The following is a 13,953-nucleotide window of genomic DNA, read 5'->3' as shown; positions in this document are numbered from 1 at the left end:
ACTGTCGTGGGTGACACGACGTACGTGCAGTTGGTGGATCTGGCCTGCGGGGCGCTGCTGCTGACCGCGGTGCTGATCCTGTGGCGCCGCGAACTGGCCGTGCTCATCCGCGTCTTCGCTTTGCAGGGCTTGGCCTTGGCCGTGCTGGTGGCGGTGCTGGCTGTCCGCGAGGGTTCGGCCGAGCTCGGCGCGGTCGCCGTCGGGATCGTCGTGTTGCGCGCCGGGGTGCTGCCCTATCTGCTGCGCCGCGCGCTGGCCGGGAGCGGTGCGGTGCGGCGCGAGACCCGGCCGCTGGTCAACGTGGCGTCGTCGTTGCTGGCCGCCGCTGCGTTGACCCTGCTCGCCTACGGGGTGTCGCAGCCGTTGGTCGCGCTCGCGCCGTCGCCGGCGACGCAGGCGATCCCGGTCGGGCTGACCGTCGTGCTGATCGGGTTCTTCGTTCTGGTGACGCGGCGGCGGGCGCTGTCGCAGCTGGTCGGATTCCTGCTGCTGGACAACGGGATCACCGCGGTCGGCTTCCTGACCACCGGTGGCGCCGGGCTGGTTGTCGAGCTGGGCGTGTCGCTGGACGTGCTGCTGGTCGTGCTGGTGCTGCAGATCCTCACCACCCGGATGCGGGAAACCTTCGGCGACGCCGACCTTGACGAGATGCGGGAGCTGCGCGACTCATGACCCCTGTCCTCCTGCTCGCTCCGGCAGCAGTGCCGCTCCTCGGCGTCGGGCTCTACCTGGCGGTCGGCTGGCGCCCCGCGACGCGCTGGGTCAGCGCCGGAAGCGCGGCGGTCACGCTGGCCGCGGCGATCGCCCTCGCCGTGTCCGGTCCCCAGGCCGCGCTCGGCGGGCTGGTGCGAGCCGACGCGCTGTCGGCGTTCATGCTGATCGTGATCGGCGCGGTCGGGGTCCTCGCCACCGCGGCGACCCCGGCGTTCCTGCGCGCCGAGATCGAAGCGGAGCGGGCCACCGCGCGCACTGCTGCCCGGCACAGCGTGCTGGTGCAGCTGTTCCTCGCCGCCATGGCGCTGGCTGTGCTGGCCGCCAACCTCGGCGTGCTGTGGATCGCGATCGAGGCCACCACCATCGTCACCGCCTTCCTGGTCGGGCAGCGACGCACCCGCCAAGCCGTCGAAGCCGCTTGGAAGTACGTCGTCATCTGCTCGGCAGGGATCGCGCTCGCGCTGCTGGGGACCTTCCTGCTCAACTACGCCGCCCGGCACGCTCCCGGCGCCCCCGGTCTGGATATGGCCGCGCTCGCCCACGCCGCGTCCGGGCTCGACCCCGGCGTCACGCGGATCGCCGCGGCGCTGCTGATCATCGGCTTCGGAGCCAAAGCCGGATTGGCACCGCTGCACGCATGGCTTCCCGACGCGCACTCCCAGGCGCCGGCCCCGGTGTCGGCTTTGATGTCCGGGGTGCTGCTCTCGGTCGCCTTCTACGCCATCCTGCGGGTCAAGGTCATCGCCGACGCCGCGCTCGGGACCGGTTTCGCCCGCACCCTGCTGGTCGTCCTGGCCCTGGCGTCCCTGCTGCTGGCGGCGTCGCTGCTGCTGGCCCAGCGCGACTACAAGCGGATGCTGGCCTATTCGAGCGTCGAGCACCTCGGGCTGGTCGCGCTCGGCGCCGCCGCCGGCAGCCCGCTCGCGCTCGCCGCGGCCCTGCTGCACGTCATGGGCCACGGCCTGGTCAAGGGTGTGCTGTTCCTGGCCGCGGGACGCGTCCTGCAGATCGAGCGCACCAGCCGCATCGACGGCGTCCGCGGCCTCGCGGCCCGTCATCCGGTACTGGCCGGATGTCTCGGGCTCGGTGTGCTCGCGCTGATCGGGCTGCCCCCGTTCAGCGTGTTCGCCAGCGAACTCGGCATCGCCCGCACCGGTTTCGCCGCCGGCCTCGGCTGGGCCACGGCCGCAGCACTGGCCATCGTGGTCGTGATCGCCGCCGCCCTCATCACGCACACCAGCCGCATGCTGCTCGGCACCCCGTCGGAGGGGCCCGGCACGGCCTCCGCACCCGTCCGGCTGCCGGGCGCGTTCGCCCTTCCCCTGGTCATCGGCCTGATGGCCAGCGCCGCGCTCGGCGTCACCGCGGGCCCGCTGAGTTCGCTGTTGCACCGGGCCGCCGAAACTCTCACGGGGGCGTCATGACCTACTCGGATTCCTTCAGCGACGAGGCCGGCTACCGCCGCTCCGCCCGCACCGTCACCCCGGCCGAGCTGCCGGACCGGGCCCAGGCCCTGCTCGCGCATGGTTATCGCGTCGCCGTGATCGCCGGCCACGACGACGGCGACCGGCTCCGGGCGGTGTACCTGTTCACCGCCGCCGCTCCGGACCGGCGCGTCGAACTGCACGTCCCGCTCGACCCCGGGCACCCCGAAGTGCCCAGCCTGGCCGGGCTGTCGTTCCCCGCCGGGCGGTTCGAACGGGAGATGCGGGATCTGTTCGGCATCGTGCCCGTCGATCACCCGCTGCCGCGGCGGCTGGTGCGGCACTTCCACTGGCCCCAGGGCTGGTACCCGATGCTCGCCGACGCCGGGGACCCGCCCGGATTCGGCGACGTCGACGGCCCCTATCCCTTCAGGACCGTCGAAGGCGACGGCGTGTACGAGATCCCTGTCGGCCCGGTGCACGCCGGGATGATCGAACCCGGGCACTTCCGGTTCTCCGCCGTCGGCGAGACCATTCTCAACCTCAAAGCCCGGCTCTGGTTCGTCCACAAAGGAATCGAGAAACTGTTCCAGGGCCGCCGTCCCGGCGCGGCGCTCGAGCTGGCCGAACGCATCAGCGGGGACACCGCCGTCGGCCACACGCTCGCGTTCTGCCAGGCCGTCGAGGACGCGTACGGCATCCCGGTGCCCGAGAACGCGCATCGGACGCGGGCGATCCTGCTGGAACTGGAACGGCTCTACAACCACGTCACCGACCTCGGCGCGCTGTGCAACGACGTCGGGTACGGCATCCTCAACAACCACGCCCAGCGGGTCCGGGAACAACTGCTCCGCCTCAACGACCATGTGACCGGCCACCGGCTGCTGCGCGGCGCCATCCGCCCCGGCTCCGCCCAGCTGGCCCACGTCCCGGACCCGGCGAAGCTGACCGCGCTCGGCGCCGACATCGCCGAAATCGTCGACCTGGCCCTGGCTAACACCGTGGTCGCCGACCGGTTCACCGGCACTGCCGTCCTCACCCGCGCCCAAGCTGCCGACCTGGGCACGCTCGGCTACGTCGCGCGCGCCAGCGGCGTGTTCGTCGACGCCCGATACGACCACCCGTTTCTCCCGACGCCGGTCGATCGCGCCGACCATGCCCGCACCGACGGCGACGTTCTCTCCCGATTTCTGGTCCGGGTCGAGGAAATCGCTCACTCGATCGCACTGATCACCCAGCTGACCGACGACCTGGACCCCAGCCGGGCCACGGCGAACGCGCCCGGACCGCGCGACGTCGCCCGGTCCGGCGTCGGCATCGTCGAAGGCTGGCGCGGAACCATCGTCCACCGCGTCGAACTCGCCCCGGACGGCACCCTCAGCCGGGTCAAGATCGCCGACCCCAGCTTCTTCAACTGGCCCGCGCTGCCGGTGGCATTGGCCGACACGATCGTCCCGGACTTCCCGTTGACCAACAAGAGCTTCAACCTGTCCTACGCCGGGAACGACCTCTGAGCGCGGGCACCAGGCCGCTCGGCACAATCCGCACAGGACAAGATCACTTCGCTGCGATACGGCAGGCGCCGGGCGAAGGGCAACCCAGCGGCCGCAACGTCCTGCCCGGCGCCGCCTCCTGAAACCCGGCCCTCCTGCGACCTGGGATGACCGGCCGTGCGGACCAGCGTCTTTCGGACTTGCTAAGATCGGCAATTGTCGAGAGATGGCCCCGGGTGCGGTGTCTGGAGGGAGTGTCGGTGAGCACGCCCTTGTATCAATTGAAGGCGGAGTTCTTCAAGACGCTGGGCCATCCTGCCCGGATCCGGGTGCTGGAGCTGCTCTCCGAGCGCGAGCACGCGGTCGCGGAGATGCTGCCCGAGGTGGGGATCGAGCCGGCGAACCTGTCCCAGCAGCTGGCGGTGCTGCGCCGGGCCGGGCTGGTCACCACGTGCAAGGAAGGCTCGAGCGTGATCTACGCGCTGACCAGCCCGCACGTCGCGGAGCTGCTCGCGGTGGCGCGCCAGATTCTCACCAAGGTTCTCGCCGGGCAGGCGGAGCTGCTCGACGACCTGCGCGAGCCCGCCGCCTCGGCGCGGAATCGCGGCAGCTCGCGACCAGGCCGGTCCGCGTAGCGCGGGCGCGCCGATGTGCCGGGAAACTCGGTCGGCCAGGCCCCGTTTTCCGTGAGGACGTCCGCGGCTCGCCGGGGCGACGTTGTCGAGCCGGTGGCGCGCTGCTGGTCCGGTGGGAGCAGGTGACGAGCGACTGGCGCGCAAATCTGCCCGCCGGGGTGTGCTGGCGTCGGCGTGCCGACCGGGGAGAAGCGTTCGCATTGTATCGGCTTAGCAGTTGCAGGATTGCGCAACTGTGAACATGGTAGGTTCTCTAGGTCTCGGATGGCAGGGAAGAGGGGAACCGATGGGGACTCAGTTCGAGGGCGAGCTGCGGCAGTCGATCTCGGCGGCGCAGGACGCGTCGCTCGCTGCGCTCGATGCGGGACACCCTTACGAGGCGTACCTGCATCGGGTCCGGCTGACCGAGTTGCTGGACCTGGCCGAACGCCACGGCCTGGGTGCCGGCGCGCTGGTGGAACCTGCGGTGCGGGCGGCGCTGGCCGAGGACCGGGCGGCACTGGGTTGACGCTCGACGCTTCGGGGCCGGCCGTCGTCGGCGACGGCAGCGGCCTGCCGGACGGGGCCGGGGACCCGGGCAGGGTGCTGCGTGCGCTGCAGGCGGATGCCCGGTTGCTGCGGGATCACACCTCGTTGCGGCCGTTCCCGGTCGCGGTCAGCGCGCGCGATGCCGGAGAACTGGGTGCCGCGCTTCGCGGTCTTCCGGCGGCGACCTCGATCTTCGTGGCCCGGACCGAGGCCGCGCGAGCGCGTGAGGTTCAGCGTGTCCTCGCGCACGAGGGCGGCGTCCCGGTGATCACCGAGCAGGACACGCAGGCAATCGCGCTCACCGCCGAAGTGCTGGTGCGGCTGCGGCGGGCCCGCATCGCCCCGTTCGACGCCCGCGTCGTGGTGGCAGGGCCGCCGGTCGTGCCGCTGCTTCCGGCGTTGCTCACGGTCGCCGGGATCGGCGACGTCACCTCCTGGAACCGGGACGACGCACACGGATTCCCGCTCTCGAGCGTCACCCGCGAGGCGGACGTCGTGGTCGACCTGCTCGGCCTCGCTCCGGCACCTGGCGAGGCCGGATACCAGCTGGTTGCCCCGGGAGATCCCGCGGCGGCGCTGCTGGCGCTGCCCGGGTTGCTGTCGGCGGTGCACGAGCGGGCCGCCGCCGGGAAGCTGTCGGGTCATCCGATGGCGCACATCGAGGTGCACCGGGCGTGCGCCCAGGCGCTGGCCCGGCTGACCCCGGTGGACCGGGTCCTGCCCGAGATCGCCGATCCGGACCTCACCCGCCGCGTCGCGGACGCGGCGGGCGAGGCGCTCGGCCCCCGCCGGCGGTGAGCAAGCCCTGTCCTGGAACGCGGGTGCGGGTGATCGGCGGACGGCGTCGCGCGAAGGGCGGCATCGGTCTGCGCCGCGGAGGCCTCCGCTCGGAAGAAACGCGGTGCGGCCCCTCCGGGGCCGGGAAAACTGAGGAGCGCGATGGCTGACACCACCGCGCCCACCCGCCGAGCGGGGACTGCCACGAAGCGGATGATGTTCTTCGCCGGCGGCGCCCATCCGGCACTGGGCTCGGCGATAGCTGCCGAACTGGGCGTGCCGATCGCGCCGTGGACCGAGCACGCCTTCGCGAACGGGGAACGGTTCGTGCGGTTCGGCTCGTCGGTGCGCGGCTGCGACGCGTTCGTCCTGCACACCCCGGCCCCGCCGATGAACGCGTGGCTGATGGACCAGCTCGTCACCCTCGACGCGCTGAAACGGGCCAGCGCCCGGCGGGTCACCGCGGTGCTGCCGTTCTACCCCTACTCCCGGCAGGACAAGAAGCATCGCGGCCGCGAGCCGATCTCCGCCCGGCTGGTGGCGGATCTGCTCACCGCTGCCGGTGCGGACCGGATCATCACTGTCGATCTGCACACCCCGCAAACCCACGGTTTCTTCAACGGTCCCGTCGACCATTTGCGGGCACAGCCGCTCCTGGCGGCCGACCTGCTGCGCTGCCACCGCGATCGCGAGTTCGCCGTCGTCGCCCCGGACGCCGGACGCGTCCGGCTCGCCGAAACCTGGGCGGACTTGCTCGGCGGCGCACCGATCGCGTTCGTCCGCCGCCGCGAGACGCTTGCCTCCGAACCCGGGCCCGGGCGGCTCGTCGTCGGCGACGTCGCCGGCCAGGTCTGCGTGGTCGTCGACGACATGATCGACACCGGTGCCACCATGGCCGGCGCCGCCCGGTTGCTGCTCGACGCTGGGGCGTCCGACGTCATCGCCGCCGCCACCCACGGCGTTCTCTCCGAGGGCGCCCCGGCGCGTCTGGCCGCAAGCGGGATCCGGCAGGTCGTCGTCACCGACACCCTGCCTGTCCCGGCTGCGAAACGGTTTCCGCAGTTGCGCGTCCGCTCCGTCGCGTCCCTGCTCGCTCGTGCGATCCACGAAGTGTTCGTCGACGGCTCGGTCACCAGCCTGTTCGACTGACCGGTGCGGATCTGTCGTCGAAACCCGTGTGCGGCGATGTTTTCCAGCTGAGCGTCATAGCTCGGCAGCGGTCAGCGAAGAAGCATCGAGCGCGCCAGACCGACTGGCCTGGCCGACGTACCCCTTCGACGACAAGGCCCTCTTGCCCAGCGTCGCAGTAAGTCTCGTGCTGGCGGTAGGTCGAAGTCCGTTGACAGCGGTGCGGTCGCGTCCGGCAGCCGCTGTGCGGTCAGGTCCGGCATGGGGATGGCGATGACGACGAGGTGCGCCGTGGGTGAACTTCGTGATCAGGACGACGACGAGGACGATCGCGGTGAGGACGGCGCCGAGTGCGTTGATCAGCCGGGAGCGGTGGGCGGCCCGGCGTTCGCGGGGGTCGGTCGCGCCGGCAAGGGCGCGGTTCGAGTGCCGGACCATGCCGGCTTGGCTGAGGGTGAAGGAGGTGAACACCCCGAGGATGTAGAGCTGGATGAGCCGCGTGGTGGAGCCGTCGAAGGCGACGATCAGCAGCACCGCGACGCCGGCGAGCGCGACGATGCCGTTGGAGAAGGCGAGCCGGTCGCCGCGGGTGTGCAGTTGCCGGGGCAGGTACCGGTCCTGGGCGAGGGTGGAGGCCAGCAGCGGGAACCCGTTGAAAGCGGTGTTCGCGGCGAGGATCAGGATGAGCGCGGTGGCGGCCTGCAGGACGTAGAACAGGATCGCGTGGTCGCCGCCGAAGACGGCCGCGCCGATCTGGCTGATCACGGTGCGGTGCGGGTCGGTCTGGCAGTTGCCGGCGAAACCGGTGAGATCGCAGGTGTTTTCGGCGATGTGCACCTTGGAGATCAGGGCGAGTGCGGTGATGCCGCCGAACATGACCACCGCGAGGGCTCCCATGGCGGTCATCGTGCGCGCCGCGTTGAGCGCCTTGGGTTTGCGGAACGCCGGGACGCCGTTGGAGATGGCCTCCACGCCGGTGAGCGCGGTGCAGCCGGAGGAGAAGGAGCGCAGCAGCAGGAACACGAGCGCGAGGCCGGTCAGCCCGGCCTGTTCGGCGCGGATGCCGTAGCTCGCGCTTTCGGCGACCGGGGGATGCCCGGTCAGCACCCGGGCGAACCCGACGACGACCACGAGCAGGACGGACGCGATGAACAGGTAGGTGGGGGCGGCGAAAGCGCGGCCGGATTCGCGCAGGCCGCGCAGGTTCATCGCCATCGGCACCACGACGAAGCCGACGTCGAGGAGGAGCCGGTGGTCGTTCAGCTGCGGGACGGCGGAGATGATGTTGTCCACGACGGAGGAGACCGACACGGCCACGGTCATGATGTAGTCGACCATCAGCGCCCTGGCTACGACCAGCCCCGCCGAGCGGCCGAGGTTGGAGCCTCAGCGCCAGGGGACCCACCCCACAAGCTGAAGGACGGCAGCGACGGCGGCGACCACAGTGGCCAGTCCGATGAGCAGCCCGCGCTTGCGCCATCGCTGCCACCAGGTTTCCTTATCCTGCTTCGGCTGGTCTGCGCTGCCGGTGACCGTGATGGAGGAGTCGCCGTTGGTGCTGGCCTGGCTGCCGACCACGGTGACGGTGTTGCGGTTTCCGGTGACGATGAAGTGCACGGCCGCGTCGGTGGCCTGTTTGCTCGGTGTCGGGTCAGCGTCGGGCGTCGCGGCGAGCAACTCGCCGACCAGTTCAGCCAGGGCGGTGCGCACGCTGACGACGACGCCGGCGATCGTGGCACGGTTCACCTTCCAATACAGCCTGGTGATGTGATCGCCCGATCCTCGCTCGTGGTTCCACAGTGCGACGAGGTCCTGCGAGCCGGGCGGCGACATCATGACCGTCTTACCCGTCCCGCGGCTGATCTCCTCGATCTCCCCCAGCCCATGGGCCAGCACCACTTCCTCGGTGACTGTCTCGCGGGCGAACTCCGGCAGCGACAGCGACGAGATTTCCTGGCCGGTGATCTGGTGGGTGAACGTCACGCCGTCGATGCAGAGCTGAGCTTTGAAACGCCGGTACTCTGGAACCTCATCGCGTCTGTCATACCCTCGGAGTTCCTGCCGGGCCCAATCCCGCAGACGCTCGGACCCAACCTGGCCACCGAGCAGGATGCATTTCTGCAAAAGCGCCGTAGTGCTGCTGCGGTCGTCACGAAGCCCTGCCTCCAACTCGGACAGCAGGCTCGCGTTCCTCTTCGCCATCGGAACATTCTGGCCCCCTCCACCGACAGTTCCGCACATTGCCGGTCGGCACGTCGAGCTTGTCGCCCCGAACCAGCCTTCACCCCGCCTTGCGCAACACCTGTTGCCATCGCTGTTGTTGGTCAACATAGCCGCCGAGCTGCACCAACTCTTCGCGCAGGACTCGCATCAGGCTGCGACCCCCGGAGAACCCGCGGATATAGGCAGGGTGCCTGGCTGGATGAGGTCGTGGAGAACGCGCTGGACGCGTTCGACGCCGAGTTGGCCGTCGACGGTGTGCCGACGGCGGCGCTGAAGCGATTGTCCGAGACTGACTCTGTGCGCATTCTGACGATCCACAAATGCAAGGGCCTGGAGTTCGACAAGGTCGTGGTACTCGGGGTAGAGGAGGAACTCTTCTGGGGAAAGGAAGCGATGTCCGAGTTCTTCGTCGCGATCTCCAGGGCGAAAGACCATCTCGTGCTGACGACCTGTGTTTACCGGGAGCGTCCGGCCGGCTGCACGAAGAGATGGGACGAGAACCGGACCGATTTCGAGAGGTTCCTCGAATTCGCTGACGATAACTGACAAAGATCTGGCCGGGGCAGTGGGCGGCCGCGGATCGGGATCCTCCGAGGCAACACCGGCATCGCGCCGCCTTGCCGAAGAGGCGCAGATCGCCGAGGTGTACGACGCAGATGACCTGCGCGCCGACCTCCGGCTATCCCGCGGGACGACAACGCTGTTCTCGGACGATGCGACGTCGGCCGTAGCTTGGCCGAGTGAGAGTCCTTGTGATAGCTCGGCGAAAACGGCAACCGCGGCGAGAGCCGTGCACTCTGTGCTGGGCGGTCTCATCCGTGATGCCGTTGCCGTCGGGCAATCAGCTATTGACCGCGATCGCACTCGGATCATGGTCACAGACTTGCGTGGACCAGGGTCTCGGCGGGTTCGTTGATGTTGATCACGCAATAAGCAGGCTTCGTCCACTTTGCGGAGATGGTGCGGCCCGTGACCCGGTCAGTGGCTGCGGATCTTGACGACGGCGGTGTTCCCGGAGGAGTACACGACGACGATGCTTGCGTTGTCTGGGCCCACGCCCGAACCGGCGATCACCTGCATCGAGTATCTTCCGAAGTCGATGAGGGCGGCGTTTTCCTCCGGGGTGACGGTAACGGCGCCGAAGTCGGCTGGTCCGGTGTCCGGGATGGTTTGGGTGCCGACGATCTTCACCTCGCAGTTCCCGCGGGCACAGGACGTCAGGTCCGTCCCGTTCGCGGCGGGTGGCTGCGTCGGCTTCGTGGTCGCTGGCTGGGTTGTGGCGGGCTGGCTGGGCGCGGGATCGGGCTGACGGTCGGTGGACTCCGTGCCGCACGCCGCGCTGACGGCTGCGAGCAGGAGCAGGCCGGGGAGCATCCGGTTCACTGCAGCAGTCACCTCGTCAAGTTGGCCTGTCGGTTGTAGCGCCAAGGCGGTCCGCGCACCAGTCCACTGCGGGGGGTACTCGAGCGGGTGTTCGAGGAGCGCTTTGACCACGCGCTGCGGTCAGCGGGCGGCGCTCGTCATCAGCGGGCGGAGGGCGTCGATCAGCGTCGCGGTCCGGACGCCTTGGGCGCGGTCCGGGGGAATGGGGCCTCGGTAGGAGCTGTCGCCAGAGCAGCTCTCCTCGGCGGGGAGCAGGTCGCTGTCGATGTGCACGACTCGCACAGTCCGGCCGGTTCTGGTTTCGTAGAAGGTGAAAGCATAGGTGGCGGGGTAGATGTCGGACGTCGAGTACGTCCAGGTGCAGCGGCCGATGGCGCTCCCGCGCTGGCGGACGTCCGTCAAGCACACCGTCAGTTGGCTCGACGATGAATCCGGGAGAGCGTGAGGGTCCGCGGAGGCACGCCACCCGTCAGGCAGGACCGCGTGGTCGAAAGGGTTGCCCTGCAGCGAGTAGCTGGCGGTTGCCATGATTCCCATGCTGAGCGGATGCGGTCCGGCTCCGCTGTAGGGTGGTGCGTCCGGGTTGGGCATCGCGGGCCTGGCAACGCACAGAGACGCGGCCTCGGCCTCGGTCGTCGTCGGCCGGGCGGCCGGGGCGGGTGATGCCGGCGCGTCGGATCCGCAGCCGGCCGAACTGGTCAGCGCAGCGGCCAGGAGGGTCGCGCTCAGTGCCCGTCGAGCGCCGTTGCCGATCATGGGTGACGTCCTTCCTCGCGATGCGCTGTCCATTCTGCCGTCATCGAAGCCTGGAACTGGCGACGCCAGGCCCCAGCCAGTCACCGATGCGGTTCCACCGTCCGTTGAGCCGACGTTCTGCGAGCCGAGACCTGCACAGGCGACCGGTGCACGCGGCGACGTCTCGCATGAGCGCCATCCCGCCCACTTCATCGAGCCGATGACCGATTCGCCGGATCTCGACGACGTCGGCCAGGCCTCGGCGGGCTCGGTCATCCTCGGCGACGCCCACGAGCGCCCGTGCCGAGTCCGGGTCTGCGTCGGCGCGCACCTCCGGGCGGCCGGCACCGAGCGCGGTCAGCACGCGCAGCCGAGGAGGTTCGGTTGGCAACGAGCCGATTGCGGTGAGCATGTCGGCGAGCCAGGGGTTCCTGGTCTCCGCCCAGACCGCGCAGACGGCGTTGACCACTTCCTGGTCGCTTGAGGCCTCGAACGCCCGTTGTGCGATCGCGCGGACCTGGGCGTGATCGCCCTTTACCCCCACCGCGGCCGCGGCGAGCCGCCTGGCCGCCCATCGGCCACGCCGTCCCGGCCCGGTGATCGGAAGGACCAGTCGGTTCTTCAACTGTTCGATCTTTTCCACGTTCAACGCCCGCACACCTGGATCTGCCGGTTGTCCGCGTGCGGCCCGGGTGACTCGACCGGCTCCGGACGCCGCCTGCTCTCGTTGCCCACGAGATCTCCTTGTCCGTACGCCTTGCGGCACCCGTCGGCCCGCTCGAGCCCGGATGACCGAAGCCGACGGTGAACCCCGGTGTCACGAGGCCAACGGCTCCGTCCCCCTGACGCGGAGGCTAGTGGCCTCGGGCGGGGACCGGTCCCCGCCGCGGTGCGTCGGCTTGCCGCCCCACGGCCATCGGACAAGCAACGAACCGATTGGTTCGGCGGGAGCAGCACACTCGGCAAGAGACCTTGCGCTGCTGCTGCAGGGTGTTGGGAGCGGACGATCGCCTGACCCGCAGCGTGACGATCAATCTGGCCTACGCGTTGTCCGTTCTCGGCCCGCGGCAATTCTGCGAGTTGGCTGACGATAACTCCGCCCGCGCCCGTTGTACCTTCGGTGCAGTCTTCCCGCTGACGCTGACCCGGTCATGATCCTGAGCGCGGAGGGAGAACGTCAGCGCGCGTGAACTCGGCGAGGACACCTCGGCTCGCCGGGGCGGGCTGCCATCGACCTGAACGGTGACGGCACCGCCGGGGATCCTCAAGCGGGCCTTGCGCGGCAGGGAGGCCTGAACTGGCGAAAAACCGGGTCGAAGCCATCGGCGGGGCGGACCAGCGAGGCTCCAAGGATCCTCGTCCATCGATGACTCGTGCTAGGCGATCGCGCGGCCAGGAATCACGGTGTGCTGAGTCGGACGGCGACGTCGTAGGTGGTCTCGCCCAGTTGCACAGTGCAGGCGTCTTCGAGTTCTGTCAACGGCAGCCCGGCGAGGTGCCAGGCGCAGAGCACGGACGGCAGGGCGTCGGCTGGGGCACCGGGTGCGGAGGCGTGCCAGACGCTTCCGTCCCGGAATTCGGCGATCGCCGCGTGCCTGCTGAGGATTGCGGCAATGACCGCGCCCGGGTGCCGGCGGAGCGTGGCGCGTGTCCAGCCGTTGGCCGGGTGGGCGTCGTCGCTCGATTCGGTGGTGACGACTGCGGCCTCCGTTGGCAATGTCCTTTGTGGATGGTCAACGGGACAGAGCAGGTGAGGGGTGCCTTCGGTGGCCGGCTCCGGGTCCCACAGGTCGACCGCGGGACGCCGGGTGAGTCGGATGCTGCGGGTCCGCCGGTCCACGGTGCTGGAGACCTGCAGCGCCAGAGGGGCGGCTTTGGCGGGGGCCCACGCCGGCAACGGGGCCAACGGCGGCTCGCCGGGTGGCGGGTCCAGGTCGAGGAGGCGGTAGAACACGGTGCGGAGCCGGTCCAGCGCCTGTCCTGGGACTGAGGTGATCGATGCCCGGAGACGTTCGAGCCGTCGGGGGTCGTGCTCGCGCAGCGCGGTCTCGATCTGTGGTCGGAGACGTCGCGCGCGGTCCAGGCGGGTCGCGGACTCGGCGAGGTCGGCGAGCGGGGAGCGCGGGTCGATGTCCTCGTCGGCGAAGGTGGCGAGCAGGGTGGGGCGTCCGAGTGCGGCTCCGTATCCGGTGACCGAGCCGTGGTCGCCGATCACGATGTCGGCGGCTATGAGCCCGGTCCGCCAGCCGTCGATCTCGGGAAGGATAATCATGCCGGCTCGCACGCAATCGGCCAGCCAGCTTCGCACCTGCCACGGGCCGTGTCCATGCCAGATGTTGGGGTGCAACGCGAGCGCCACCTGGTAACTGTCGACCGGTAGTTCGGCCATCAAGCGGCGGAGCAGATCCGGCCAGGATCCCAGCAATGCGTTGCGGAACCACGTGCTGGACACGTAGACGAGCGTTCTGTTCCCGGTCCGGAAAGCGTCCCGGTAGTGCGCGCGGTCGTGCACGCTGGCCAGAATCCTGTCGTAGCACGGGTCTCCGACGACCTCGGCGACCGATTCGGCCGCCGGGGCGGCAGCACGGAGCCTCGCCACCTGCTCGTCGTGGGAGAAGGCCAGTGCGGCCGCGATCGGCCGGCCGTCGTAGAGGACCCATTGCGGCGAAAGACCGAAAGTGTCCCGGTTTCCGGTTTCCGGTTTCCGGTTTCCGGTTTCCGGTTTCCGGTTTCCGGTTTCCGGTTTCCGGTTTCCGGTTTCCGGTTTCCGGTTTCCGGTTTCCGGTTTCCGGTTTCCGGTTTCCGGTTTCCGGTTTCCGGTTTCCGGTTTCCGGGTGAGTATTTAGTATAGCCTATTCCGTGGGAAAGGACCACCAGTGGCGCCGTGATGTCGGTTATCCCGCCGTGGTGGCT

The 13,953-nt window shown here is 69.7% G+C and carries 14 protein-coding genes; 8 read left to right on the top strand and 6 right to left on the bottom strand.

The genetic code is table 11. The annotated features are described in order from the left end of the window. The first annotated feature begins 6 nt into the window (after positions 1-6). The 7 genes from DMP23_RS21115 to DMP23_RS21085 all read left to right on the top strand — a co-directional run bounded on the left by DMP23_RS21115 (position 7) and on the right by DMP23_RS21085 (position 6,720). Positions 7-672: a hypothetical protein gene (locus DMP23_RS21115; protein ID WP_337822262.1), complete on the top strand. Its 666-nt coding sequence runs from the start codon at positions 7-9 to the stop codon at positions 670-672. After that, the gene (locus DMP23_RS21110; RefSeq protein ID WP_337822261.1) at positions 669-2,138 is read left to right on the top strand and encodes a proton-conducting transporter transmembrane domain-containing protein; all 1,470 of its coding nucleotides are present in this window, start codon (positions 669-671) and stop codon (positions 2,136-2,138) included. The genes DMP23_RS21115 and DMP23_RS21110 overlap by 4 nt, the downstream gene beginning before the upstream one ends. After that, the gene (locus tag DMP23_RS21105; RefSeq protein WP_337822260.1) at positions 2,135-3,652 is read left to right on the top strand and encodes a hydrogenase large subunit; all 1,518 of its coding nucleotides are present in this window, start codon (positions 2,135-2,137) and stop codon (positions 3,650-3,652) included. Before DMP23_RS21110 ends, DMP23_RS21105 begins: the two co-directional genes overlap by 4 nt. 239 nt (positions 3,653-3,891) lie before the next feature. After that, positions 3,892-4,266, top strand: coding sequence for an ArsR/SmtB family transcription factor (locus tag DMP23_RS21100; RefSeq protein ID WP_337822259.1), 375 nt, complete (start codon positions 3,892-3,894; stop codon positions 4,264-4,266). A 286-nt stretch (positions 4,267-4,552) separates the two neighbouring features. After that, positions 4,553-4,774, top strand: a complete 222-nt coding sequence (locus DMP23_RS21095; protein WP_337822258.1) for a hypothetical protein — start codon at positions 4,553-4,555, stop codon at positions 4,772-4,774. Beyond that, entirely contained in the window at positions 4,771-5,592 is an 822-nt protein-coding gene (locus DMP23_RS21090) for a hypothetical protein (protein WP_337822257.1), read from the top strand. The genes DMP23_RS21095 and DMP23_RS21090 overlap by 4 nt, the downstream gene beginning before the upstream one ends. Before the next feature lie 141 nt (positions 5,593-5,733). Then, positions 5,734-6,720, top strand: coding sequence for a ribose-phosphate diphosphokinase (locus DMP23_RS21085; protein WP_337822256.1), 987 nt, complete (start codon positions 5,734-5,736; stop codon positions 6,718-6,720). Between the two features lie 54 nt (positions 6,721-6,774). Here DMP23_RS21085 and DMP23_RS21080 read toward each other — a convergent pair whose 3' ends face one another. Together DMP23_RS21080 and DMP23_RS21075 are read right to left on the bottom strand one after the other, a co-directional pair. Next, positions 6,775-8,037, bottom strand: coding sequence for an APC family permease (locus DMP23_RS21080; protein WP_337822255.1), 1,263 nt, complete (start codon positions 8,035-8,037; stop codon positions 6,775-6,777). A 48-nt stretch (positions 8,038-8,085) separates the two neighbouring features. Continuing rightward, positions 8,086-8,901: an AbiTii domain-containing protein gene (locus tag DMP23_RS21075; protein WP_337822254.1), complete on the bottom strand. Its 816-nt coding sequence runs from the start codon at positions 8,899-8,901 to the stop codon at positions 8,086-8,088. A gap of 228 nt (positions 8,902-9,129) precedes the next feature. Between DMP23_RS21075 and DMP23_RS21070 the strand changes: the two genes are divergently transcribed. Then, a complete protein-coding gene (locus DMP23_RS21070) occupies positions 9,130-9,468 on the top strand; it encodes a 3'-5' exonuclease (protein ID WP_337822253.1) in 339 nt (112 codons plus the stop codon). Between the two features lie 432 nt (positions 9,469-9,900). Here the strand turns inward: DMP23_RS21070 and DMP23_RS21065 are convergent, their stop codons facing one another. From DMP23_RS21065 to DMP23_RS21050, 4 genes are all read right to left on the bottom strand, one after another. Then, entirely contained in the window at positions 9,901-10,317 is a 417-nt protein-coding gene (locus DMP23_RS21065; protein WP_337822252.1) for a hypothetical protein, read from the bottom strand. Between the two features lie 108 nt (positions 10,318-10,425). Then, on the bottom strand, positions 10,426-10,707 hold the full coding sequence (locus DMP23_RS21060) for a hypothetical protein (protein ID WP_337822251.1): 282 nt from the start codon (positions 10,705-10,707) through the stop codon (positions 10,426-10,428). 394 nt (positions 10,708-11,101) lie between these two features. Then, positions 11,102-11,689 carry a hypothetical protein gene (locus DMP23_RS21055; protein ID WP_337822250.1) on the bottom strand — a complete coding sequence of 196 codons (588 nt, stop codon included), beginning with the start codon at positions 11,687-11,689 and terminating at the stop codon, positions 11,102-11,104. Positions 11,690-12,439: 750 nt separating this feature from the next. After that, positions 12,440-13,639 carry a hypothetical protein gene (locus DMP23_RS21050; RefSeq protein ID WP_337822249.1) on the bottom strand — a complete coding sequence of 400 codons (1,200 nt, stop codon included), beginning with the start codon at positions 13,637-13,639 and terminating at the stop codon, positions 12,440-12,442. Positions 13,640-13,953: the final 314 nt, after the last annotated feature.

The sequence above is a fragment of the Amycolatopsis sp. A1MSW2902 genome, assembly GCF_017312175.1.
Taxonomy (GTDB): Bacteria; Actinomycetota; Actinomycetes; order Mycobacteriales; family Pseudonocardiaceae; genus Amycolatopsis; species Amycolatopsis nivea.
This window is presented reverse-complemented; position numbering and strand designations above follow the sequence as displayed.